Below are 22,363 nucleotides of genomic sequence, written 5' to 3'. Positions count from 1 at the left end.
TCTATTCTAATTTCCCTGCTAATATAAAAATATGCATAAGTGGACTGTTCTGTACCACTTATGCATAAACTTTACTAATAAAATTAAGCTTCTTCTTTCATTCCTAGCTCATCTTGAATAACAGCTACAACTTTGTCAACGTACGTCTCACATAATTCCTTCGTCGGTGCTTCCGCCATTACACGCACAAGCGGCTCTGTACCAGAAGGACGGACTAAGATGCGCCCCTGGCCATTCATTTCTTCTTCAACAAGACGAATAGTTTCGAGAATTCGCTCGTTCGTTTGCGCACTATTTTTATCAATGACTTTTACATTCTTAAGAACTTGCGGGAAGATTTCCATCTCAGAAGCAAGCTCTGACAGCGGCTTTCCTTCAGCTTTAATAATATTAACAAGCTGAATCGCAGAAAGCATCCCGTCACCTGTTGTTGTATACTCAAGGAATATGATATGCCCTGATTGCTCTCCACCAAGGTTATAATCACCCTTACGCATTTCCTCCATCACGTAACGGTCGCCGACAGCTGTTTTCTTGCTGAGGATACCTTCCGCTTCTGCTGCTTTATACAGACCTAAGTTACTCATGACAGTTGTAACGAGTGTATCATTGTTTAAACGATTGTTCTTCTTCAAGTACTTCGCACAAATGAACATAATCTGGTCGCCGTCAACGATGTTTCCTTTTTCATCTACCGCAATTAAGCGATCGCCGTCCCCATCAAATGCAAGCCCAAGGTCTGCACCTTCTTCAACTACGAATTTCGCAAGTGTCTCTGGATGTGTTGAGCCAACGCCTTCATTAATGTTCAAGCCATCTGGTGAATTTCCCATCGTACAAATATCCGCTTCAAGGTCAGCAAATAAATGAGGTGCAAGTGAAGAAGTTGCTCCATTCGCACAATCAAGTGCCACCTTCAAGCCTGAGAAATCTTCTTCAATTGTTTGCTTCATATACTGAAGGTACTTCTGACCAACTTCAAAGTAGTCATTTACTTGCCCAACACCAGCTCCAGTTGGACGCGGTGCATTATCCTCTTCAGCATTAAGAAGGTCTTCAATCGCTCCTTCTTGCTCATCATTTAGCTTGAAACCATCTGCGCCGAAGAACTTAATCCCGTTATCTTCAACAGGGTTATGTGAGGCGGAAATCATAATACCCGCCTGTGCCCCCAATGCTTTCGTTAAATAGGCAACCCCAGGTGTTGAAATAACACCTAGACGCATGACTTCAATACCTACTGAAAGAAGTCCAGCAATTAACGCACTCTCAAGCATTTCTCCTGAAATACGTGTATCACGGCCGATTAATACCTTCTTCTCTTCAGCATCCTTCGTTAAAACATAACCGCCAAAACGTCCAAGTTTAAAAGCTAATTCAGGAGTCAGTTCTTGATTGGCAACTCCCCTGACACCGTCTGTCCCAAAATATTTACCCATTTGAATCGCTCCTTCACTGCATACGCATTTGCTTTACTTAGTTTCTTGCGATTTTAACGGTTGCATTTGAATCGCTTAGTTTCCATTCAACATTTTGCGGGCCTGAAACTTCTAAATCTATCTTTTGTTCCCCCCGCATTGATTCATTTAAGTAGAGTACAACACTCAAGTCTTCTTCATTTATGCTTTTCAATACACTAGGAGCTCCTAGTACCGTTACATCAACTTTCCCGCTGTCTGGTGTCACAAAGGATATATCTTGGTCACTTGCCCCGCTTACTTTAATCGGTATATCCTTCAATACTTTCTTATCTTTCTGTTCAACCTCAACCTTTAACTTCACTTTTGCAGGGTTTACGTTGATGGCACCTTTTGGTACAGGTACTTCAAGCTCTTTCGTTGTATTTTCTTTTATTTCAGCTAAGTCCACCGTTAGGTTATCGATTAAATCAATTTTCTCTAGCTCTTTCTTCGGACCAAAGATGGTCACCTCATTTGGAATGAGCTCAAGAGATTTAATGCTCAAGTCGTCTGCCAGCTCGCCTTTGCGGTTCAGCTTAAGCGGAACTGTCTTATTTGGTGCAGTAATTGGCACCCTTACTTCTACGACGGATGGCTCAACTTCTAAGTCAAGCTGTTCCCCATTGCTATCGAATGCTTTGACAGGTACATTCTTTTCAATTGTTTTATCTGCACCTTTCAAGTCAACATATGCTTTCACGGTAGAAATTTGCTGCATCTGTTCTTTCGGCCCGGAGACTTTCACGTTATTTGGCAATACGATTGGTTCCTCCGCCTTGTAGCCATCAGCAATTTTTGTTTTATTCATAAACTCTACTTCTACCGGCATAATTTGGTCGACCTTTTCCTTAATGGTAACTGTTGTGACAAAAGGTTCGATTTGTACTTTCAGCTTATTTGGAAAGCCTTTATGTTCAAGATATACGCGATGTGTGCCTGGCTTTTCATCACGTAAATCGACAAACACCTCGAATTCATCTTGAACCTTCGCTTTCGCTATTGCACTGCTGGGACCTTCTAAGTAGACTGTGACACTTTGGGGAAGCTCAGAAACATAATAGGATTCTGAATCATAATAGACATTTAATGGTACATTTGAAAGTGCCTCTTGTTGATTTTCCCCAACCGGCAATAGCGTTGGCGTTGTTTGCTGTGGAGCAGTTGTTTCCATGTTTACCGCCGCATACAACAGCAAGCCGAGAAACAATGCCACGATTTTTACAAACCAAGGGCTGTTTAACAGCTTATCCATCTTCATTTTTCTTCCCCCTCCAGTACCAGAGTGATGAGGAAGCAGACTTCGATGCATTTGATAACTCTGTTTCAAGGAATTCTTTGAGCATCTTTTTATCTAAGCCTCGGTGTAATTCACCATTCTTCGTTAACGATACGTGCCCAGTTTCTTCTGAGACAACGATTGTAATGCCGTCTGTTACCTCGCTGATCCCTAGAGCCGCTCTATGGCGTGTACCTAGTTCCTTTGAGATAAACGGGCTCTCCGATAATGGTAAATAACAAGCCGCTGCTTTAATTTGATTCTGCTTCAAAATAACAGCACCATCATGCAGGGGTGTATTCGGAATGAAAATATTAATTAATAACTGTGATGAAATCTTGGCATGCAACGGTATCCCCGTTTCAATGTAATCCCCCATACCTGTCGCGCGCTCAATTGTTAACAGAGCCCCAATCCTGCGTTTCGCCATATAATCGACTGCTTTCAATATTTCATCAATCGAATTAACAGTATCTTCTTCATCAATTACTGCACTCCTGGCGAAAATCCTTCCTCTGCCCAACTGTTCCAATGCACGGCGCAATTCAGGCTGGAAAATGATAATGATCGCAAGAAAACCCCATGTTAACGCTTGATTCATTAGCCACTGCAGCGTTGTCAGCCCAAAGAAGCTGCTTAAAAACCACACGCCTATTATTACGAAAATGCCTTTTAAGAGCTGCACGGCTTTTGTACCGCGAATGATCATGATCAGTTTGTAAATAACAAATGAAACGAGGAGAATGTCAATGATTGCTCCAAGATAATTCAGAATTGAGAAATCTCCGACAGGCATTTTGACACTTCCTTCTCACTTGAATTCAAGCTCTTGCGCGTGTTTATTAAACTAATTCATTATATCATATTTAATATGAAATATTCTTCTCTCATCGTCCTCTTTCGTTTTTATACAACGCTCGTAACATTAAATACGGTCCGTTACCTTTATATAATAAAACGAGCTAGTTGCCTATCCGCAAAAAGTCACAAGCAAAAAAGAGCCATCTTATAAGAAGACGGCTTACTCACTTTTTTCTTTATTGAAATTAAATATTTCTTTTGTTGTATCCTTTATATTGTACCAAATCCAATCAAAGACTGCATTGATCTCTTCAAGATCGCCTGTAACTTGACCTGCTGAAGCCAAGAACTTCTCGCCATTAATGACGACGACATCTCCCCTGACTTCGCCTTCGATTTTAATGTCACCATTTCGGACAATGACATCTCCTTCGACAACTTCCCCTTTCGGAACAATGACAAGATGGTCTTCAATCTTTAAATTTGGTTGTTTTGATACAGATAATTGGTCACCGTTATCCCACAATGACAATAAGCTTCCCATCATTAGGAACGCAAATAATGCAGCTGCTGTTACTAACGGATGCGCTCTAAACCACCTGCGATAACCAACCGTTTTCTTTTCTTTCGGTAAATTTTGCATGACACTCTTCGTGAAGTTACTCGGCGCTTCGATATGGGTCGTACTTTGAACAATAGCAATCGCCTTTTTCAATTCATGAAAGTGCAAGCGGCACTCATCGCACTGATGTAAATGTTCCCGCAAACTACTCTCTTCCTGTACGGTGGCTTCTTCGTCCAAATATTTATGCATCAACTCAACCACTTCTTGTGGACATTTCATCATTAATCACCTTCTTTACATTTTACATCTGTAAGAGATGTATGGCTTAAGATGATGAAACGGTACAGTTCCGTCTACAATCCTCTTAGCCGCTTCCGCAATGCTTCTCGTCCGCGATGGATTCGCGTTTTAACCGTATTTACAGGCAGGTCAAGAACTTCGCTTATTTCTTTTAAGGAAAGCTCTTCAATATACTTCAAGACGATTGCCGACCGATACTTCGGCGGAAGGGCTGAAATCTCGTTCTGAATCCATTCCTGTAACTCTAAGCTCTCCACATCCTCTTCAGGAAGAGGACCTTTATCAGCAATTTGTGAATACAACGTTAACCCTTCTGCCCCAGCAATTTCTTGATCAAGAAAATAATCAGGTTTCTTCTTCCGAATCCGGTCAATCGAAAGGTTCGTCGCAATCCGAAATAACCACGTAGAGAACTTACGATTCAAATCATAACTTTGAATGTTCACATATGCACGAATGAACGCTTCTTGTGCAACATCCTCTGCTTCGTGGGCGTTACCAAGCATTCGATAGCAAAGCTGATACACTTTATCCTTGTAAAGTTCAACTATCTCAGCGAACGCATCTTGGTCTCCTTTTTTCACTTGTTTAATTCGTTTTTTTACAATCGCTTCCATTTTGCTACCTCCGCTCATTGCGGCTATAGTTTATGTACGTTTTAAAAAGGTTTAAGTTTCACTTATGCTTAAAAAATTAACATATTTATTTTAACAAAAATTTGCAAAGAATGTTTATCTTACGCTTCGAATGTGGTATGAATAGAATAGACAGTTTTTTCTAAATTATTTTGTTTGAAAGTGAGGCAATGACTTATGTGTGCTAACGAAAGTAAATTACTTAATGAAATCGAAGAATGCAGAAATAAGATGCACAAGCTTTCTACTACACATTCGTTGAACTCAGAAGCGGTGATTTTAATTAGCAAAGAATTGGACAAGTTATTAAATGACTATGAAGAATTAAAATATACAAAGGTAGTTTCCGTCTAAAATCAAAAGAAACAGTAACAAAGTGTTACTGCTTCCTCAAAAGAATGGTACTACTTTAACTTTTCACCAAACAGTGACCCCAGCAATGCTACAGCGACAGTCGCTGTTTTATTTTTTTCATCTAAGATTGGGTTAACTTCTACAAACTCTGCTGATGTAATGATATTAGATTCAGCAAGCATTTCCATCGCTAAGTGACTTTCTCGGTAACTAATTCCCCCAATTACAGGTGTTCCTACCCCTGGAGCATCATTTGGGTCTAGACCATCTAAGTCAAGGCTCAAGTGAACGCCGTCCGCTTTGGCCGAAAGATAGCTGATTGCCTCTTCCATCACTGCCGTCATACCAATACGGTCAATTTCATGCATCGTATAGACGCGCATTCCCTTTTCACGAATTAACTCTCTCTCACCCTCATCTAAAGAGCGAGCTCCAATAATCACGATATTCTCTGGTTTTACTTTCGGTGAATAACCACCAATTTCTGTTAAGTCCTTATGACCAATACCTAAGCTCACCGCCAAAGGCATACCATGGATATTGCCAGAAGGTGATGTATCTGCAGAGTTCAAATCACCATGGGCATCATACCAAATAACTCCTAAGTTGTTATAGTGCTTTGAAACACCTGCTAATGTCCCAATCGCAATACTATGATCTCCACCTAGCACAAGCGGAAAGCGCTTTTCTTCTATTATGTCATTTACTTTTTCCGCTAGCTTTGTATTTGCTTCACTAACTTCTTTAAGATTCTTTAAGCTGCCTTCCTGTTCCACCCGTGGGCGCTGTGGTCTACCGATTTCAATATCACCTAAATCTTGAATATCATAATTCAGTGCTTCTAGTCTTTCCACTACGCCAGCATAACGGATGGCACTCGGTCCCATATCTACTCCGCGGCGCATTTGTCCAAGATCCATTGGCACTCCGATAATCGAAACATTTTTGTTCAAGCTAGTACCTCCTCAAATTTCTACTCTACCTCTATTGTAGCCATTTTCAGAACAATGACTCAACTCGACAAAAATGTGTATATATATGCGCTTTCATTTTCTTTTAATAGGTACGTAACAGAAGAGAAGACCGTTAAGCTTCCTATTATATAAAAACTGGGAAATAAAAAAGCTTAAACCAATTTAGGTTTAAGCTTGGATTTATGTATTTGGTGGAGCCTAGCGGGATCGAACCGCTGACCTCCTGCGTGCAAGGCAGGCGCTCTCCCAGCTGAGCTAAGGCCCCTCTGTATAAGAAAGTTTGGAGCGGAAGACGGGATTCGAACCCGCGACCCCCACCTTGGCAAGGTGGTGTTCTACCACTGAACTACTTCCGCGATTAGGATGAGCCATGAAGGATTCGAACCTTCGACCCTCTGATTAAAAGTCAGATGCTCTACCAACTGAGCTAATGGCTCATTGGCTGGGCTAGCTGGATTCGAACCAGCGCATGACGGAGTCAAAGTCCGTTGCCTTACCGCTTGGCTATAGCCCAACAAATTATAAAATGGTGGAGGGGGACGGATTCGAACCGCCGAACCCTGAGGGAGCGGATTTACAGTCCGCCGCGTTTAGCCACTTCGCTACCCCTCCATTAGTATGCTCACTAATAAGCAATCTTATGTATAAAAGAATGGTGCCGGCCAGAGGACTTGAACCCCCAACCTACTGATTACAAGTCAGTTGCTCTACCAATTGAGCTAGACCGGCACATTTATGATGACCCGTACGGGATTCGAACCCGTGTTACCGCCGTGAAAGGGCGGTGTCTTAACCACTTGACCAACGGGCCAGTTTATTAAAAAACTGCGCTGCATGGAGCTTCCAACCGGGCTCGAACCGGTGACCTCTTCCTTACCATGGAAGTGCTCTACCAACTGAGCTATGGAAGCATGGCTCCACAGGTAGGATTCGAACCTACGACCGATCGGTTAACAGCCGATAGCTCTACCACTGAGCTACTGTGGAATAATTATGAAATCACAATAAAGAGAGCCCGGCAACGTCCTACTCTCACAGGGGAAGAACCCCAACTACCATCGGCGCTGAAGAGCTTAACTTCCGTGTTCGGTATGGGAACGGGTGTGACCTCTTCGCTGTTGTTACCGGACTATCTATTTAATTTCATGTAAGGAAATATTTATTCCTTCAAAACTAGATAACACCTGAAACAGAAGTGTGCAGTGCATGTGTGATGCACGCTGGTTGTCTTGCATTTCCAATTAAATTGGTTAAGTCCTCGATCGATTAGTATTCGTCAGCTGCACGTGTCGCCACGCTTCCACCCCGAACCTATCTACCTCATCATCTCTGAGGGATCTTACTAGCTTGACGCTATGGGAAATCTCATCTTGAGGGGGGCTTCATGCTTAGATGCTTTCAGCACTTATCCCGTCCACACGTAGCTACCCAGCGATGCTCCTGGCGGAACAACTGGTACACCAGCGGTGTGTCCATCCCGGTCCTCTCGTACTAAGGACAGCTCCTCTCAAATTTCCTGCGCCCACGACGGATAGGGACCGAACTGTCTCACGACGTTCTGAACCCAGCTCGCGTACCGCTTTAATGGGCGAACAGCCCAACCCTTGGGACCGACTACAGCCCCAGGATGCGATGAGCCGACATCGAGGTGCCAAACCTCCCCGTCGATGTGGACTCTTGGGGGAGATAAGCCTGTTATCCCCGGGGTAGCTTTTATCCGTTGAGCGATGGCCCTTCCATGCGGAACCACCGGATCACTAAGCCCGACTTTCGTCCCTGCTCGACTTGTAGGTCTCGCAGTCAAGCTCCCTTGTGCCTTTACACTCTGCGAATGATTTCCAACCATTCTGAGGGAACCTTTGGGCGCCTCCGTTACCTTTTGGGAGGCGACCGCCCCAGTCAAACTGCCTACCTGACACTGTCTCCGAGCCGGATAACGGCTCAGGGTTAGAATTTCAATACAGCAAGGGCAGTATCCCACCAGCGCCTCCACGTAAGCTGGCGCTCACGCTTCCAAGGCTCCTGCCTATCCTGTACAAGCTGTACCAAAATTCAATATCAGGCTGCAGTAAAGCTCCACGGGGTCTTTCCGTCCTGTCGCGGGTAATGCGCATCTTCACGCATAGTATAATTTCACCGGGTCTCTGGTTGAGACAGTGCCCAAGTCGTTGCACCTTTCGTGCGGTCGGAACTTACCCGACAAGGAATTTCGCTACCTTAGGACCGTTATAGTTACGGCCGCCGTTTACTGGGGCTTCGATTCAGAGCTTCTCCGTGAGGATAACCCCTCCTCTTAACCTTCCAGCACCGGGCAGGTGTCAGCCCCTATACTTCGCCTTGCGGCTTCGCAGAGACCTGTGTTTTTGCTAAACAGTCGCTTGGGCCTATTCACTGCGGCTCTTCGGGGCTATAAACCCCAAAGAGCACCCCTTCTCCCGAAGTTACGGGGTCATTTTGCCGAGTTCCTTAACCAGAGTTTTCCCGCTCATCTTAGGATTCTCTCCTCGCCTACCTGTGTCGGTTTGCGGTACGGGCACCTCTCACCTCGCTAGAGGCTTTTCTTGGCAGTGTAGGATCAGGGACTTCGGTACTAAAATTTCCCTCGCCATCACCGCTCAGCCTTATGACAACGGGATTTGCCTCGTTGTCAGCCTAACGGCTTGGACGCGCACATCCAGTGGCGTGCTCACCCTACCTTCCTGCGTCCCCCATTGCTCAAATGGTGAGGAGGTGGTACAGGAATTTCAACCTGTTGGCCATCGCCTACGCCTTTCGGCCTCGGCTTAGGTCCCGACTAACCCTGAGCGGACGAGCCTTCCTCAGGAAACCTTAGGCTTTCGATGGACAAGATTCTCACTTGTCTTTTCGCTACTCATACCGGCATTCTCACTTCTAAGTACTCCACCAGTCCTTACGGTCTGGCTTCAAAGCGCTTAGAACGCTCCCCTACCATGTTCCATGCGGAACATCCACAGCTTCGGTGATACGTTTAGCCCCGGTATATTTTCGGCGCAGAGTCACTCGACCAGTGAGCTATTACGCACTCTTTAAATGGTGGCTGCTTCTGAGCCAACATCCTGGTTGTCTGGGCAACTCCACATCCTTTTCCACTTAACGTATACTTAGGGACCTTAGCTGGTGGTCTGGGCTGTTTCCCTCTCGACTACGGACCTTATCACTCGCGTCTGACTCCCAAGGATAAGTCATTGGCATTCGGAGTTTGACTGAACTCGGTAACCCGTTGGGGGCCCCTCATCCAATCAGTGCTCTACCTCCAAGACTCTTCCCTTGAGGCTAGCCCTAAAGCTATTTCGGGGAGAACCAGCTATCTCCGAGTTCGATTGGCATTTCACCCCTACCCACACCTCATCCCCGCACTTTTCAACGTGCGTGGGTTCGGGCCTCCATTCAGTGTTACCTGAACTTCACCCTGGACATGGGTAGATCACTCGGTTTCGGGTCTACGACCACGTACTATATCGCCCTATTCAGACTCGCTTTCGCTGCGGCTCCGTCTTTCCGACTTAACCTTGCACGAGATCGTAACTCGCCGGTTCATTCTACAAAAGGCACGCCGTCACCCGTTAATGGGCTCCGACTACTTGTAGGCACACGGTTTCAGGATCTTTTCACTCCCCGTCAGGGGTGCTTTTCACCTTTCCCTCACGGTACTGGTTCACTATCGGTCACTAGGGAGTATTTAGCCTTGGGAGATGGTCCTCCCTGCTTCCGACGGAATTTCACGTGTTCCGCCGTACTCAGGATCCGCTCCGGAGGGAACAGGATTTCAGCTACAGGGCTGTTACCTTCTGTGGCCGGCCTTTCCAGGCCGCTTCACTTATCCTGTTCCTTTGTAACTCCATGTGGAACGTCCTACAACCCCAAGAGGCAAGCCTCTTGGTTTGGGCTGTTTCCGTTTCGCTCGCCGCTACTCGGGAAATCGCGTTTGCTTTCTCTTCCTCCGGGTACTTAGATGTTTCAGTTCCCCGGGTCTGCCTTCATCACCCTATGGATTCAGATGATGATACTGCCCCATTACGGACAGTGGGTTTCCCCATTCGGAAATCTCCGGGTCAACGCTTACTTACAGCTCGCCGAAGCATATCGATGTTAGTCTCGTCCTTCATCGGCTCCTAGTGCCAAGGCATCCACCGTGCGCCCTTTCTAACTTAACCATTGATGAGCATCATACATAAAACGCATTTGCACATACCCTTTAAATCGGTTTAATTTAAAAAGGAATCTTTACTTCTGTTTCGGTTATCTAGTTTTCAAGGAACAAACATTGATTGAGAGAATGCTCTCTCAAAACTGAACAAAATGAAACATGCTTAATCGTTTTGCACCGTTGGTGCATATAAAATCCTTAGAAAGGAGGTGATCCAGCCGCACCTTCCGATACGGCTACCTTGTTACGACTTCACCCCAATCATTTGTCCCACCTTCGGCGGCTGGCTCCAAAGGTTACCCCACCGACTTCGGGTGTTACAAACTCTCGTGGTGTGACGGGCGGTGTGTACAAGGCCCGGGAACGTATTCACCGCGGCATGCTGATCCGCGATTACTAGCGATTCCGGCTTCATGCAGGCGAGTTGCAGCCTGCAATCCGAACTGAGAATGGCTTTATGGGATTGGCTCCACCTCGCGGTCTTGCTTCCCTTTGTACCATCCATTGTAGCACGTGTGTAGCCCAGGTCATAAGGGGCATGATGATTTGACGTCATCCCCACCTTCCTCCGGTTTGTCACCGGCAGTCTCCTTAGAGTGCCCAACTAAATGCTGGCAACTAAGGACAAGGGTTGCGCTCGTTGCGGGACTTAACCCAACATCTCACGACACGAGCTGACGACAACCATGCACCACCTGTCACTCTGCCCCCGAAGGGGAAGCCCTGTCTCCAGGGTGGTCAGAGGATGTCAAGACCTGGTAAGGTTCTTCGCGTTGCTTCGAATTAAACCACATGCTCCACCGCTTGTGCGGGCCCCCGTCAATTCCTTTGAGTTTCAACCTTGCGGTCGTACTCCCCAGGCGGAGTGCTTAATGCGTTAACTTCAGCACTAAGGGGCGGAAACCCCCTAACACTTAGCACTCATCGTTTACGGCGTGGACTACCAGGGTATCTAATCCTGTTTGCTCCCCACGCTTTCGCGCCTCAGCGTCAGTTACAGACCAGAGAGTCGCCTTCGCCACTGGTGTTCCTCCACATATCTACGCATTTCACCGCTACACGTGGAATTCCACTCTCCTCTTCTGCACTCAAGTTCCCCAGTTTCCAATGACCCTCCGTGGTTGAGCCACGGGCTTTCACATCAGACTTAAGAAACCGCCTGCGCGCGCTTTACGCCCAATAATTCCGGACAACGCTTGCCACCTACGTATTACCGCGGCTGCTGGCACGTAGTTAGCCGTGGCTTTCTGGTTAGGTACCGTCAAGGTGCCGGCAGTTACTCCGGCACTTGTTCTTCCCTAACAACAGAACTTTACGACCCGAAGGCCTTCATCGTTCACGCGGCGTTGCACCGTCAGACTTTCGTCCATTGCGGATGATTCCCTACTGCTGCCTCCCGTAGGAGTCTGGGCCGTGTCTCAGTCCCAGTGTGGCCGATCACCCTCTCAGGTCGGCTACGCATCGTCGTCTTGGTAGGCCGTTACCCCACCAACTAACTAATGCGCCGCGGGCCCATCTGTAAGTGACAGCAAAACCGTCTTTTACAAGCGAACCATGCGGTTCACTTGATTATCCGGTATTAGCCCCGGTTTCCCGGAGTTATCCCAGTCTTACAGGCAGGTTGCCCACGTGTTACTCACCCGTCCGCCGCTGAATCCAGGGAGCAAGCTCCCCTTCATCCGCTCGACTTGCATGTATTAGGCACGCCGCCAGCGTTCGTCCTGAGCCAGGATCAAACTCTCCGATAAATGCTTCCAAATGGAAGTTCGAAAAAATTTGAAACTTGCTCGTTAAGCATGTTCATTTTGTTCAGTTTTCAAAGAGCATTTCTTAACGTTGCTTTTAAATTCTAGCAACTTCAAAAGTGTTTGTCAACACTTTTTTATTTTATTTCTAATTTGTCGCTGTTATTTCGCTGTCTCTCTCGGCGACGTATATAAATATACCAACTCACAAAGCAGGTGTCAACAACTTTTAATAACTTTTTTATTAAATACCCAAAAAACAGTGTACCCATTATTTCTTTTCTCTATACACCCCTTCTGCTAAACATCTTTTTAGGGCATATCTTGTCCTTACCTACATATAAATGTATAGCAGTGATGAGGAGGGAATCAATATGAAATTTTATGTATTAAACGGAAGAAAAATAAAGCGCTCATTGATCCTGCTTTTAACAGCGTTATTTACCGCCACTTTCTTATATATGAATAACCTTCACCTTGCTGTTTTCTCATCTGGCGAAGAACCTCAAGTTTTCTATAGAGGAGAAGAGAAAAGCAAGCATGTAGCTTTAACGTTTAATTTGAACTGGGGAGATGAGAAGGCCCTACCTATTCTGGATATCCTTAAGGCTGCTGAAATTGATAATGCCACATTCTTTCTTTCAGCTTCTTGGGCAGAAAGACACCCTGACATAGTGAAGCGTATTAAAGAAGACGGCCATGAGATCGGCACACTCGGTTACACCTATCAGAACTACACAGATTACGATGTCGCGAAAATTAAAAGGGATTTATCTAAAGCGAAAGAAGTGTTTGAAAAAATGGAGGTTCGAGATATTGAGCTGATGCGCACGCCTACGGGAGGTTTCAATAAGGAGATATTAAAGGCAGTGGATTCATATGATTATACACTTGTCCATTGGAGTATCGATTCGAAAGATGAGACCAATCCAGGGGTAAAAGAAATTGTAAATAAAACACTTATCGAATTAAAAGGCGGCGATGTTATCCTTCTTCACGCTTCCGACTCTGCCAAACAAACAGCAAAAGCCCTTCCTCTTATTATAAAAGGAATGAAGAAAAGTGGCTACTCAAACATTCCGATAAGCGAATTAATCGCTAATACGGAAGCTTCAAGTAAAGAAGTAAAATAACTCGCCGCTTCATACTTAATTTAATTGGAACTCTGCTCTGTTAACCGATGAAGAAGCAGAAGCTGCCACGCATTACAGATTAATAATGGATAGATCATCAACCATAACCAGTCTGCTTCATTAACACGCAGTGCTGGGAACCATTCGATTGTTGAAATAACGAAAATGAAGAAGACTGCCGGAATGAATGCGCCCCGGTTTGTTTCCTTCATTTTTTTGTATGCAACTAAGAGTGCAAAGATTAACATCAGAACAGGTGGCACAATATAAGGCATGAGTGATTGACTAGGCTGTCCGAACGTTTGATAACGGAAATAAATTAAATCAAAGAATACAAATGCAATCAGTACAAGTTGAATAGCATTCCATAACGATGCTGAACGAAAGATACCTAATCCAAAACGATGAACTGTCAAATATGCAAAGAAGCCCATTTGACTGATTAAACTAAAGATGAAGCCTACTCCCAAAAACCAAAAAGCAGCCCCTAAAATTTCCCCAATATGTAAAGCGCTAAAAAGCGCCGCATATTCTTGCCACTTAACCATAAAACCCACGATAACCGTACTAATACCGCCGATTAGGAGGGTTGATATGAATAAGCGCACCAAATTACGACTTTTCAAGGACGTTTCCTCCAAACAAGGTGAATTTCTCTATTGATTGTATCAATGGCTTTCAGAAATTGCTACCTCTACATTTGAGAAAGATGTGTATATTTTTGTCACAGAATTTCATATTAAGTAATAAAGAAATCGTTTGAAAGGAGCTACACATCATGAAATTAATCGCACCGCTCCTTGCACTCTTTATCATCCTTCTTTCCGGCTGTTCAGGAAATGAAGCGCAAGGGAGCAGCCAGCCTGATTACGACGCTACAAAGAAGATGGTAGTGGATATACTTAAAACAGACGAAGGTAAGAAAGCAATGCAAGAAATTATGAAAGATGACAAAATGAAAGAAACCTTCGTAATGGAAGATAAAGTCGTCCAAGATGCCATTAAGAAAGAACTCACATCTAAGGAAGCAAAAGAGTTCTGGAATAAACAATTCAAAGACCCTAAATTTAGCGAAGCTTTTGCTAAAAGCATACAAGAAGAACACGAAAAACTAATAAAAAAATTAATGAAAGACCCCGAATATCAAAAAATGATGATGGATATATACAAATCACCAGAAATGCAAAAGCAATTTACTGACTTAATGTCGACACCTGAATACCGTGAAGAGGTCAAAAAATTAATGACCGAAACGATGGAAAGTCCTCTTTTCAAAGCAAAAATGCAAGAACTGCTTATGAAGGGTGCAGAAGATATGAAGAAAGAAGAAGAAGAAAAGAAGCCTTCTAAGGATGAAGGCGAAGGGAAAGATAAAGAACAAGAAGAAGGCTCTGATGAAAGCTCAGACGAAGATTCCTCCTCATAAAGAGATAAAACCCGCCAATAAGGCGGGTTTTTGCTTACGTTAATTCAATAATACGTTCTGCGATTTTCGTATATACCTTACCGATTTCATGGTCTTCTCCATAAATCGAAGGGGCAAAATCATCTTCATCCCAATCTGGTTGTCCAAGCGGCAGCTGTCCAAGCAGCTCTGTACGAAGTTCTTCTGAAAGCTTTTCTCCTCCGCCTTTACCGAAGACATATTCCTTTTCACCAGTTGCTTTGCTTTGGAAATAAGACATGTTTTCTACAACACCAAGAAGTTCATGCTCTGTACGCAATGCCATTGCCCCAGCACGAGCCGCTACAAATGCTGCTGTAGCATGTGGTGTTGTCACAATAATTTCCTTACTTGCTGGAAGCATCGTATGAACGTCAAGCGCTACATCTCCTGTTCCAGGCGGTAAGTCAAGGAATAGATAATCTAGATCTCCCCACTCTACTTCAGCAAAGAAGTTATTTAACATCTTGCCAAGCATCGGCCCACGCCAAATTACTGGAGAATTATCTTCCACGAAGAAGCCCATCGAAATGACTTTCACGCCATATCGATCAACCGGGATGATCCGTTCGCCTCTCACTTTCGGACGCTCCGTAATCCCCATCATATCTGGTACACTGAAGCCATAAATATCTGCATCAACAATTCCTACTTTTTTGCCTAATCGTGCTAGGGATACAGCAAGGTTTACGGAAACTGTAGATTTCCCAACCCCGCCTTTTCCGCTTGCTACAGCAATAAAGGTTGTATCTTTTGAGTTAAGAATGTTTGGTTGCTCTTCCTCTGTACCCTCTGGCTGATGCTTTGCAATTTCTTCTTCCGAAAGCTCTGTGAAACGTAAGCCTACTGTCTCAGCACCCGCTTCTTTCAAGATTTGCACGATTTGTTGTTGTAGCTGCATTTGTTCGCCAGTTCCTGTCTTCGCAAGAGCGACCTTAACGCTTACATGTGCCTTCTCTTCTTTAATCTTCACTTCTTCTACCGCATTTGTTTCCGAAAAAGATTTATGTAAAAATGGGTCTTCAAGTTGTCCAAGTAATTCATGTACTTGTTCGACTGTTAGCATAATGAGTACACCGCCTTTAAATGTTAATGTATTCCGAAATTTCATGTATTAGTATAGCATAACATACACAAAACAATGTGAAAAACACTCCATTTAATGTGCTCTATATATAGAAACAACCGCCCATTAATCAATAGGCGGCTGTTCAGGTGGTTTTTCATCTGTATAGAATCGAAGGACACCTTTATAGATGGATGCAGCTAACTTATCTTGGTACTCTTCCTTTGCTAGTAAATCTCGTTCATGAGGATTTGAAAGAAAGCCTACTTCTACCAGTGCTCCAGGTACTTTCGCATGCTTTAATAAGTAAACATGATTAATCGCTTTCGCATAACGATTTGTATTCTCTAAGTTTCGTTTTATTTCATCTTGTACAAACCTAGACAGTACTTCACTCTCTTCAAAGTGTGGGTAATAAAAAGTCTGTGCCCCGTGCCATCGTGAGGAAGGAATCGCGTTCAAATGGATTGATAAAAATAAATCAGCATCACTATTGTTCACAACCTCTACTCTTTTCTTTAAGTCCTCACTTTTTCTTTTGCTATAGCCTTTTGTTGACTTGGCAGCTAAGTCTTCATCTTCTTCCCTTGTTAAGTAGACAAGAGCACCTGCTTCCTGTAAGTAGTCCCGTAAGTAAAGTGTTACATTCAGGGCAACATCCTTTTCAAGCAAATCATTGCTTCCTACAGCCCCGCTATCCGGACCGCCATGTCCTGCATCAAGAACAATCACCTGACCCGACAGTGGTAAGTTCCATGTCTTCCAAACGTTTTGAGTCGGCCAAGTACTTACAATAAGTGCAATTAAGCCAATCAACCCTACACTTAGCAAGATAATTCGTTTCCTTATCTTATTCATCCCTGTCCCCTCCGATAGTTTCCTCTTAACAACTATATGGGACAAGATAAGATTTTATGAAATTAATGATGCAGACGTAATCGATAACGCCTAACGCCATTTTCGAATCCTTCTACCCACCACGTATAAACGAAGTGCTCACAGGCAATATAAATGGATTCCTCAACAAGATTGTTCTCAGTTGCCACATGCCAATACGAAATGTAGTCAAACAATGTGTCTGCTAATTTCTTTTCGTGTAGTGAAGAGCGATTGCGAACCTCATTCCTTTCTTCACCATAATAACCAAAGCGACTCATTTCCGCTCCTAATAAATACGCTTCTACTGCCATATCAACCGCTGAACTCTCAATCGCTGTTCCATAGACATTTTGAGAAGAGAAAAAAGTAGAAAAATATTCATTCGTGCGCTTTTGGAGCTCTTTCAAGGAAATCTCCCGCAACATCTTACGCTCAAACAACGCCGTTCTTTTCCTTCGGCGTTCATCTAAAGAAGTAATCACATTCATGTTGTTCACGCCTTTTTATATAGTTGTGTGCAGCCTCGCTGTCGTTCATACAGGGTTTGTTTGTCTTTTCTGTGGAAGAAAAAAGGGAGAACTAACCATTAAGGCTTTGTCTATACTATGATCATTCTTTCAACCCCGTGTTAACTACAAAAAAATGCGCCAAAACTCCCGAAATACCCTCTAAAGGAGCTTAACAAGTTTTAGATCTGAGATTTCGGGAATTTTACTAACAACACAAAATAAATACTAAAAAGATATGAGAGGGTGAACAGAAGATGTTGTGGTTAATTATCGGAATTCTAATTATTTTATGGCTATTAGGTTTCTCTTTCCAAATTGGTGGCGGCTTAATTCATCTTCTTCTCGTCATCGCGCTAATCGTACTTGTCGTAAAATTAATCAAACGTGCTTAGATAAAGGCAGCCTATTTAGATGGGCTGCCTTTTTCACGTTTTTAACCGACTCCTGCGGGGGGAATCAGTAGCCTCGTTTAATAAAGCTAAACATAAAAAAACATCCCGACTTTGAAAGTCGAGATGTTTTGAGTAAGCGAATATTAACGTTTTGAGAACTGTGGTGCACGACGAGCGCCTTTAAGACCGTATTTCTTACGCTCTTTCGCACGTGAATCACGAGTTAAGAAACCGCCACGCTTAAGTGTTAGACGATATTCTGGATCAGCTTGTAACAACGCACGAGCGATGCCGTGACGAATTGCGCCAGCTTGACCTGTATAACCGCCACCGTTCACATTAACATGTACATCGTAGCTTCCTTGTGTTTCAGTAGCTACAAGCGGTTGCTTAAGAATAACACGCAAAGTTTCTAGTGGGAAGAATTCTTCCGCGTCACGTCCGTTAACCAGTACGCGGCCTTCGCCAGGAACTAAGCGTACACGTGCAACTGATTTTTTACGACGTCCTGTACCGTAGTATTGTACCTGTGCCAAAGTAAACCCTCCTTAAATTATCCTCGAAGTTCGTAAACTTCTGGTTTTTGTGCTGTATGTGGATGCTCATTGCCCGCATATACGTGCAATTTCTTAACCATTTGACGTCCAAGTGGTCCTTTTGGAAGCATGCCTTTGATTGCAATCTCAAGCATTCTTTCAGGATACTTAGTTCGCATTTCATTAGCTGTACGTGACTTAAGACCGCCTGGGTGGTTAGAATGACGGTAATAAATCTTGTCGCTTAGTTTTTTACCAGTAAGCTCAATTTTCTCTGCATTAATGATGATTACGTTATCACCAGTATCAACGTGTGGCGTATATGTTGGTTTATGTTTACCGCGAAGGATTGAAGCAACTTCTGTTGAAAGGCGACCTAGAGTCTTGCCTTCAGCGTCAACTACAAACCACTTACGTTCAACTTCATTATGCTTTGCCATGAAAGTCGTACGCATCGTTTTCCCTCCTAATAATTCAATCGATTCATTTTTCATTTCTGACACTATATTATCAACACGATTAAGTTCCGGGGCTAACCGTGGATTCAGAAATAGTACCAAGGGATATAATATAACACTTCTTGACCCAATGTCAAGAAAATGTTACGCCTGGTTTAGTTGTTATAGTGAACTTTCCACAAAAATAAACCGTGTCCAGGCACTGTATCCCCAATATGCTCGCGATTTCGCTGTTTTAGAAGTTCTGGAATTTTTTCGGCAGGTATTTTATTTTCACCGACTTTTAACAATGTTCCTGTTAAGATGCGCACCATATTATATAGGAAGCCATTGCCTATGTAGCGAAACACAAGCGTTTCACCGTGTATATGGCAATCCAGCTCATAGATCGTGCGCACTTTATCCTCAACTTCAGTCTTCGCTGAACAAAACGATGTAAAATCATGCGTTCCGATAAAATACCCAGCAGCTTGCCTCATTACTTCTAAATCTAACTGTCTTGGAAAGTGGTAAGCATAGTTGCGTTGAAACACGTCCCGCTCTCTGCTCAAATGAACGACATAGCGATACTCCTTCTTTACTGCATCGAACCGCGCGTGAAAGCTGTCCTCTACTTGTTCAGCATGCTTGATCACAATGTCTTCTGGAAGATTAGCATTCAATGCCACCTTCCATCTATCTGGCGGAATCGCTAGTAGTGTGTCGAAGTGAATCACTTGTCCTTGCGCATGCACCCCTGCATCTGTTCTTCCTGACGCATGAATACGAATATGTTGCCCTTTATGTATCCGTTTGAGTGCTGCCTCAATCTCTTCCTGAACAGTTCGTTTGTTAGGCTGGACTTGATAACCACTAAAGCGAGTTCCGTCGTAGGCGATTATACACTTCATTCTTACCATGCTATCACCCTTTTAACCTCGAAAATAAAATAGAATAATGGCTAAGACTGCTAGAAAAATAAATGCTAAGGAATCTTTCGCTCCCCACGACAGCTCTCTTAACTTTGTGCGGCCAGCATCACCGCGATATCCTCGTGCTTCCATTGCTAGTGCCAAATCTTCTGCACGACGAAAGGCGCTGATAAACAATGGGACAAGCATTGGCACAATCGCTTTCAACCGCTCTTTCAATGGACCGCCACTGAAGTCCACACCTCTAGCTGTCTGGGCTTTCATAATCTTTTCTGTCTCCTGCATTAACGTTGGAATAAATCGAAGTGAAATAGACATCATAAGTGCTAATTCATGCGCAGGAAGACCAATGCGTTTAAAAGGTGATAACAGGCTTTCCATTCCATCTGTAATTTCAATCGGTGTTGTCGTTAACGTCAGTAATGTCGTAACCATAATTAAGAATAATAACCGCAATGAAATAAATACACCTTGCTCAACGCCACCCTCATAGATTTTAAGCCATCCGAGGTCAACAAGAACACTACCCTCTTTCGTCATAAATAAATGCAAGAAAACCGTGAAGAGGATAATCCATAGAATTGGCTTCAAGCCTCTAATCAGAAAAGAGAATGGAATTTTCGATAGAAGTACAACTGCTATCGTGAATAAACCAAGTATTCCATACGTAAGAGTATTATTTGCTAAAAAAACAACAAATACGAAAAGGAAAATTGCCGATAGCTTTGACCGTGGGTCCATCTGATGAATAACAGATTCTCCAGGTACATATTGCCCTATGATAAAGTTTTTCATCATGCTGAGCCACCTCTTTTCAGCACCTTTGAAAGCTGGACAGCAATCTCTTCTGGTGTAAAGGCGTCATAAGGTAAGCTAACATTGAACTTTTCCTCTACCTTTTGTAGAAAACGAATAGACTCAGGTACATCCAAGCCAACGTTACGAAGCTTGTCTGCCTGTGCAAAGACCTCTCTCGGTGCTCCCTGCATGTATAACGTGCCTTTATCCATTACAAAGATATGTTCTGCGTATTTTGCCGCGTCATCCATATTATGAGTAACTAAAATAATCGACAAACCCTTCTCTTCATGCAAATGCTTAAAGAGAGCCATCATCTCTTTCCGGCCTTTCGGGTCAAGCCCTGCTGTAGGCTCATCTAACACTAAGACCTCCGGCTCCATTGCGAGCACACCAGCAATTGCTACACGCCTCATCTGACCACCGCTTAAATCAAATGGAGAACGCTCTAATACTTCTTCCGGCAATCCAACCGTTTTCAAGGATTCTCTTGCAATAACTTTCGCTTTCTCTTCACTCACCCCATAGTTTAGAGGAGCAAAGCAAATGTCTTTCTCAACTGTTTCATCGAACAACTGATGTTCTGGGTATTGAAAGACCATTCCTACACGCTTCCGTAAAGCCTTCAATTCCTTCGCCTTCTTATTTGAAGAGATTTGAAAGTCTCCTGCCTTAATTTCCCCTTTTGTCGGTTTCAGTAAAGCATTTAAATGCTGGACAAGCGTGGACTTTCCTGAGCCCGTGTGACCAATGACAGCATAATAAGCATGATCAGGAATTGAAATATTCATCTCATAAAGAGCGACACGTTCAAATGGTGTATTAACCTGATATCGATGTTCTACGTCTTTGAATACAATTTCCATAGACTGTTCACCAATTCCTCATGGGTAAGATAAACTTCGCTGTTTCGAACACCATGCTTCTCTAACGCACGGCTTAGTTGAATGGTAAATGGAAGGTCTAGACCAATCTCTGCAAGCTCATCTGCGTGCTTGAAAAGCTCTTGTGGTGTTCCTTCTTTATAAATTTTCCCTCGGTTCATCACAATCACGCGGTCTGCCTCTACAATTTCTTCTAACTCGTGGGTAATAGAGAGAACCGTAATACCTTTCTTCTGCTGGAGCTCTCGAACAGTCTCGACAACTTCTTTCCTACCAGAAGGGTCTAGCATCGATGTTGATTCATCCAAAATCATTAATGAGGGTTCTAATGCAATAATTCCTGCAATTGCAACTCGCTGCTTCTGTCCCCCTGATAGATGGTGCGGCTCTTGATTGAGAAAGTCGGTCATGTTGACTTCTGCTAGAGCGTGGTCAATACGCTTAACCATTTCCTCACGAGGGATTCCGATGTTTTCCAAACCAAAAGCCACATCATCTCTAACCGTTGCCCCTACAAATTGATTATCTGGATTTTGAAAGACCATTCCTATTCGTTTGCGAACTTCCCAAATGTTTTCTTGGTTAACGCTTAGTTGGTCATCAATTAAAATCTCACCCTTTTCAGGTAACAACAGACCATTAAGCAGCTTTGCTAAGGTCGATTTACCTGAACCGTTGTGACCGACTACCGCCGTCCATTCTCCACGGTTTAGCGTTAAGTTCACATCTTCTAATGTCCAGCTCTCTGCGTTCGGATAACGATAATATAAATTTTTCACTGAAACTAAGTTCTCCACTACCATCAGTCCCTCTCAACTGGAGCAATTTCGACAATTTCCTCGGAAATATCGTATATATACAATGAAGGCTCTGTTGCGGAGTACAACAGAGCCTCCATTTAGAATGCTACCGAAACAAAGAAAGCCCGGTATTCACGTTTCTATTCCGATACAATGCGAACACCACAGCCTCTAGTTTTACACGTATTATTTTCCTGGTAAAATCAAACACTACAAAAAAAGGGCCTAGAATCAGATTCTTAACGATTCTGTCCCGCCCTTTTAAAAAAGTGTAT

At 43.7% G+C, this 22,363-nt stretch carries 20 protein-coding genes, 9 tRNA genes and 3 rRNA genes; 4 read left to right on the top strand and 28 right to left on the bottom strand.

Going from position 1 to position 22,363, the window contains the following annotated elements:
• Positions 1-83 precede the first annotated feature (83 nt).
• The 5 genes from glmM to sigW form a co-directional block, all read right to left on the bottom strand.
• Positions 84-1,439 carry a phosphoglucosamine mutase gene (glmM, locus tag LC040_17645; GenBank protein ID WLR51009.1) on the bottom strand — a complete coding sequence of 452 codons (1,356 nt, stop codon included), beginning with the start codon at positions 1,437-1,439 and terminating at the stop codon, positions 84-86.
• A 37-nt stretch (positions 1,440-1,476) separates the two neighbouring features.
• Positions 1,477-2,718 (bottom strand): CdaR family protein, encoded by a 1,242-nt coding sequence (locus tag LC040_17640; GenBank protein ID WLR51008.1) that lies wholly within the window; start codon positions 2,716-2,718, stop codon positions 1,477-1,479.
• The gene (cdaA, locus tag LC040_17635; GenBank protein WLR51007.1) at positions 2,705-3,532 is read right to left on the bottom strand and encodes a diadenylate cyclase CdaA; all 828 of its coding nucleotides are present in this window, start codon (positions 3,530-3,532) and stop codon (positions 2,705-2,707) included. The genes LC040_17640 and cdaA overlap by 14 nt, the downstream gene beginning before the upstream one ends.
• Before the next feature lie 225 nt (positions 3,533-3,757).
• A complete protein-coding gene (locus tag LC040_17630) occupies positions 3,758-4,381 on the bottom strand; it encodes an anti-sigma factor (GenBank protein ID WLR53331.1) in 624 nt (207 codons plus the stop codon).
• Positions 4,382-4,455: 74 nt separating this feature from the next.
• On the bottom strand, positions 4,456-5,019 hold the full coding sequence (gene sigW / locus LC040_17625) for an RNA polymerase sigma factor SigW (protein ID WLR51006.1): 564 nt from the start codon (positions 5,017-5,019) through the stop codon (positions 4,456-4,458).
• A gap of 195 nt (positions 5,020-5,214) precedes the next feature.
• On the opposite strand from sigW, the gene LC040_17620 reads away from it, so the two are divergent.
• Positions 5,215-5,391 (top strand): aspartyl-phosphate phosphatase Spo0E family protein, encoded by a 177-nt coding sequence (locus LC040_17620; protein ID WLR51005.1) that lies wholly within the window; start codon positions 5,215-5,217, stop codon positions 5,389-5,391.
• A gap of 50 nt (positions 5,392-5,441) precedes the next feature.
• Here the strand turns inward: LC040_17620 and rocF are convergent, their stop codons facing one another.
• From rocF to LC040_17555, 13 genes are all read right to left on the bottom strand, one after another.
• The gene (gene rocF / locus LC040_17615; GenBank protein WLR51004.1) at positions 5,442-6,344 is read right to left on the bottom strand and encodes an arginase; all 903 of its coding nucleotides are present in this window, start codon (positions 6,342-6,344) and stop codon (positions 5,442-5,444) included.
• A gap of 210 nt (positions 6,345-6,554) precedes the next feature.
• Positions 6,555-6,630 (bottom strand) — tRNA-Ala (locus LC040_17610).
• A gap of 16 nt (positions 6,631-6,646) precedes the next feature.
• Positions 6,647-6,721 (bottom strand) — tRNA-Gly (locus tag LC040_17605).
• A gap of 8 nt (positions 6,722-6,729) precedes the next feature.
• Positions 6,730-6,802, bottom strand: a tRNA-Lys gene (locus LC040_17600).
• Between the two features lie 2 nt (positions 6,803-6,804).
• Positions 6,805-6,879: transfer RNA gene (locus LC040_17595), tRNA-Gln, on the bottom strand.
• A 13-nt stretch (positions 6,880-6,892) separates the two neighbouring features.
• Positions 6,893-6,977, bottom strand: a tRNA-Tyr gene (locus LC040_17590).
• Positions 6,978-7,018: 41 nt separating this feature from the next.
• Positions 7,019-7,094 (bottom strand) — tRNA-Thr (locus tag LC040_17585).
• A gap of 10 nt (positions 7,095-7,104) precedes the next feature.
• Positions 7,105-7,176: transfer RNA gene (locus LC040_17580), tRNA-Glu, on the bottom strand.
• A gap of 24 nt (positions 7,177-7,200) precedes the next feature.
• Positions 7,201-7,276 (bottom strand) — tRNA-Thr (locus LC040_17575).
• 1 nt (position 7,277) lies between these two features.
• Positions 7,278-7,352: transfer RNA gene (locus LC040_17570), tRNA-Asn, on the bottom strand.
• A 26-nt stretch (positions 7,353-7,378) separates the two neighbouring features.
• A 5S ribosomal RNA gene (gene rrf / locus LC040_17565) occupies positions 7,379-7,494 on the bottom strand.
• A 117-nt stretch (positions 7,495-7,611) separates the two neighbouring features.
• Positions 7,612-10,540 (bottom strand): 23S ribosomal RNA (locus LC040_17560).
• Between the two features lie 195 nt (positions 10,541-10,735).
• Positions 10,736-12,281 (bottom strand): 16S ribosomal RNA (locus tag LC040_17555).
• Together the 16S, 23S and 5S rRNA genes with 9 tRNA genes alongside form the textbook arrangement of a ribosomal RNA operon.
• Positions 12,282-12,652: 371 nt before the next feature.
• Here LC040_17555 and pdaB point away from each other — a divergent pair.
• Positions 12,653-13,411: a polysaccharide deacetylase family sporulation protein PdaB gene (gene pdaB, locus LC040_17550; protein WLR51003.1), complete on the top strand. Its 759-nt coding sequence runs from the start codon at positions 12,653-12,655 to the stop codon at positions 13,409-13,411.
• 20 nt (positions 13,412-13,431) lie between these two features.
• Here pdaB and LC040_17545 read toward each other — a convergent pair whose 3' ends face one another.
• Positions 13,432-14,037 (bottom strand): KinB-signaling pathway activation protein, encoded by a 606-nt coding sequence (locus LC040_17545; protein ID WLR51002.1) that lies wholly within the window; start codon positions 14,035-14,037, stop codon positions 13,432-13,434.
• Positions 14,038-14,189: 152 nt separating this feature from the next.
• Here LC040_17545 and gerD point away from each other — a divergent pair, with 152 nt between their 5' ends.
• Positions 14,190-14,837, top strand: coding sequence for a spore germination lipoprotein GerD (gerD, locus tag LC040_17540; GenBank protein WLR51001.1), 648 nt, complete (start codon positions 14,190-14,192; stop codon positions 14,835-14,837).
• Positions 14,838-14,871: 34 nt separating this feature from the next.
• On the opposite strand, the gene LC040_17535 is transcribed toward gerD, so the two are convergent.
• From LC040_17535 to LC040_17525, 3 genes are all read right to left on the bottom strand, one after another.
• Positions 14,872-15,921: an Mrp/NBP35 family ATP-binding protein gene (locus LC040_17535; protein WLR51000.1), complete on the bottom strand. Its 1,050-nt coding sequence runs from the start codon at positions 15,919-15,921 to the stop codon at positions 14,872-14,874.
• 126 nt (positions 15,922-16,047) lie between these two features.
• Positions 16,048-16,779 (bottom strand): N-acetylmuramoyl-L-alanine amidase CwlD, encoded by a 732-nt coding sequence (gene cwlD / locus LC040_17530; protein ID WLR50999.1) that lies wholly within the window; start codon positions 16,777-16,779, stop codon positions 16,048-16,050.
• 62 nt (positions 16,780-16,841) lie between these two features.
• Positions 16,842-17,288, bottom strand: coding sequence for a DUF2521 family protein (locus LC040_17525; protein ID WLR50998.1), 447 nt, complete (start codon positions 17,286-17,288; stop codon positions 16,842-16,844).
• A gap of 275 nt (positions 17,289-17,563) precedes the next feature.
• Between LC040_17525 and LC040_17520 the strand changes: the two genes are divergently transcribed.
• The gene (locus tag LC040_17520) at positions 17,564-17,701 is read left to right on the top strand and encodes a lmo0937 family membrane protein (GenBank protein ID WLR50997.1); all 138 of its coding nucleotides are present in this window, start codon (positions 17,564-17,566) and stop codon (positions 17,699-17,701) included.
• Positions 17,702-17,844: 143 nt separating this feature from the next.
• Here the strand turns inward: LC040_17520 and rpsI are convergent, their stop codons facing one another.
• The 6 genes from rpsI to LC040_17490 form a co-directional block, all read right to left on the bottom strand.
• The gene (rpsI, locus tag LC040_17515) at positions 17,845-18,237 is read right to left on the bottom strand and encodes a 30S ribosomal protein S9 (GenBank protein WLR50996.1); all 393 of its coding nucleotides are present in this window, start codon (positions 18,235-18,237) and stop codon (positions 17,845-17,847) included.
• 17 nt (positions 18,238-18,254) lie between these two features.
• On the bottom strand, positions 18,255-18,692 hold the full coding sequence (rplM, locus tag LC040_17510; protein WLR50995.1) for a 50S ribosomal protein L13: 438 nt from the start codon (positions 18,690-18,692) through the stop codon (positions 18,255-18,257).
• A gap of 158 nt (positions 18,693-18,850) precedes the next feature.
• Positions 18,851-19,594 (bottom strand): tRNA pseudouridine(38-40) synthase TruA, encoded by a 744-nt coding sequence (gene truA / locus LC040_17505; protein WLR50994.1) that lies wholly within the window; start codon positions 19,592-19,594, stop codon positions 18,851-18,853.
• 12 nt (positions 19,595-19,606) lie between these two features.
• Positions 19,607-20,404 carry an energy-coupling factor transporter transmembrane protein EcfT gene (locus LC040_17500; protein WLR50993.1) on the bottom strand — a complete coding sequence of 266 codons (798 nt, stop codon included), beginning with the start codon at positions 20,402-20,404 and terminating at the stop codon, positions 19,607-19,609.
• Positions 20,401-21,270: an energy-coupling factor ABC transporter ATP-binding protein gene (locus LC040_17495; GenBank protein ID WLR50992.1), complete on the bottom strand. Its 870-nt coding sequence runs from the start codon at positions 21,268-21,270 to the stop codon at positions 20,401-20,403. The genes LC040_17500 and LC040_17495 overlap by 4 nt, the downstream gene beginning before the upstream one ends.
• Positions 21,246-22,091, bottom strand: a complete 846-nt coding sequence (locus tag LC040_17490) for an energy-coupling factor ABC transporter ATP-binding protein (GenBank protein ID WLR50991.1) — start codon at positions 22,089-22,091, stop codon at positions 21,246-21,248. The genes LC040_17495 and LC040_17490 overlap by 25 nt, the downstream gene beginning before the upstream one ends.
• Positions 22,092-22,363: the final 272 nt, after the last annotated feature.

It is taken from the genome of Bacillus tianshenii, from assembly GCA_020524525.2.
Classification (GTDB): Bacteria; Bacillota; Bacilli; order Bacillales; family Bacillaceae_N; genus Bacillus_AV.
Note: the sequence above shows the minus strand (reverse complement) of the source record. Positions and strands in the feature narration are given on the sequence as shown.

Coding starts and splice junctions, on each gene's coding strand:
- glmM (WLR51009.1), bottom strand. CDS start 1,439: ATGGGTAAATATTTTGGGACAGACGGTGTCAGGGGAGTTGCCAATCAA.
- LC040_17640 (WLR51008.1), bottom strand. CDS start 2,718: ATGAAGATGGATAAGCTGTTAAACAGCCCTTGGTTTGTAAAAATCGTG.
- cdaA (WLR51007.1), bottom strand. CDS start 3,532: ATGCCTGTCGGAGATTTCTCAATTCTGAATTATCTTGGAGCAATCATT.
- LC040_17630 (WLR53331.1), bottom strand. CDS start 4,381: ATGAAATGTCCACAAGAAGTGGTTGAGTTGATGCATAAATATTTGGAC.
- sigW (WLR51006.1), bottom strand. CDS start 5,019: ATGGAAGCGATTGTAAAAAAACGAATTAAACAAGTGAAAAAAGGAGAC.
- LC040_17620 (WLR51005.1), top strand. CDS start 5,215: ATGTGTGCTAACGAAAGTAAATTACTTAATGAAATCGAAGAATGCAGA.
- pdaB (WLR51003.1), top strand. CDS start 12,653: ATGAAATTTTATGTATTAAACGGAAGAAAAATAAAGCGCTCATTGATC.
- gerD (WLR51001.1), top strand. CDS start 14,190: ATGAAATTAATCGCACCGCTCCTTGCACTCTTTATCATCCTTCTTTCC.
- LC040_17535 (WLR51000.1), bottom strand. CDS start 15,921: ATGCTAACAGTCGAACAAGTACATGAATTACTTGGACAACTTGAAGAC.
- cwlD (WLR50999.1), bottom strand. CDS start 16,779: ATGAATAAGATAAGGAAACGAATTATCTTGCTAAGTGTAGGGTTGATT.
- LC040_17525 (WLR50998.1), bottom strand. CDS start 17,288: ATGAATGTGATTACTTCTTTAGATGAACGCCGAAGGAAAAGAACGGCG.
- LC040_17520 (WLR50997.1), top strand. CDS start 17,564: ATGTTGTGGTTAATTATCGGAATTCTAATTATTTTATGGCTATTAGGT.
- rplM (WLR50995.1), bottom strand. CDS start 18,692: ATGCGTACGACTTTCATGGCAAAGCATAATGAAGTTGAACGTAAGTGG.
- truA (WLR50994.1), bottom strand. CDS start 19,594: ATGGTAAGAATGAAGTGTATAATCGCCTACGACGGAACTCGCTTTAGT.
- LC040_17500 (WLR50993.1), bottom strand. CDS start 20,404: ATGATGAAAAACTTTATCATAGGGCAATATGTACCTGGAGAATCTGTT.
- LC040_17495 (WLR50992.1), bottom strand. CDS start 21,270: ATGGAAATTGTATTCAAAGACGTAGAACATCGATATCAGGTTAATACA.
- LC040_17490 (WLR50991.1), bottom strand. CDS start 22,091: ATGGTAGTGGAGAACTTAGTTTCAGTGAAAAATTTATATTATCGTTAT.